This window comes from Sphingomonas radicis, assembly GCF_051400635.1.
Taxonomy (GTDB): domain Bacteria; phylum Pseudomonadota; class Alphaproteobacteria; order Sphingomonadales; family Sphingomonadaceae; genus Sphingomonas.
The window spans coordinates 1-768 of record NZ_JBLFFG010000010.1; the positions used below are offsets into that span (position 1 = coordinate 1).

At 62.8% G+C, this 768-nt stretch carries 1 pseudogene; it reads right to left on the reverse strand.

Annotation, left to right across the window (positions count from 1 at the left end):
• Window positions 1-615: 615 nt before the first annotated feature.
• Window positions 616-768: pseudogene (locus tag ACMGDH_RS18180) on the reverse strand (IS110 family RNA-guided transposase); the annotation flags it as partial.

Genomic DNA, 768 nt, shown 5'->3' on the forward strand with positions numbered 1-768 from the left:
GCCTGCGGGCGCCAGGACCACACGGTTTTGCCGTACGCCGATCGCACCGGTCGTATGCGCGCCGCCCTCGCTCACGGTTGCCCGCCCTGCAATGCCTGTCGCGCCGATGTGACTAGCGTCCACCGCAGCCCACCCCACGTTTCGTGACGATCGCGATACGCCCCTCTTCAATGGGCCGGAGTGCGCGTTACATACGATATTTCCGAAATTCGGTAAAGTGGAATATTTTTGGCGAGACGGATTGACAGCTTTGCGGGTGTATTGCCCGACGGGTCGGCACCTGTAGCCCGGATGGAGCGAGGCGCAATCCGGGATTCTTTCCGCTCGGCGAGACCCCGGATTTCGCTGCGCTCCATCCGGGCTTCTGTAACGGGCCTCAGTAAGTCAATCCCTTTTTGCCTGATCCAATCGCTGGGCACTTGCTTCTGTACGGGATCGGCGCGAAGGCCGTCGCCTCATGGGGTGCATAAGGAGCCGGTCGGCCAATCTACGGAAGCGTGGTTGTGATCCACTTCCCGGATGGCGGCCTGACCGGATCCATCGTCCCAGCGAAGGGACCTCACACGGATGAGCCTGGTGTCGTGGCCCGCCCGGAACCGATCGATACTCCTTCGCTTAGCCTGCCATGGCTTTGGCCATCGGATTGAACGGCTTGGCGTCGGCGAGCATGCGATGCAGGATCACCGCGAGCTTGCGCGCCAAGGCGACCTTGGCCTTGCGCATGCCTGCGCGTCTGGCGATCCGCATTGCCCAGCCCTTTAGCGCCGC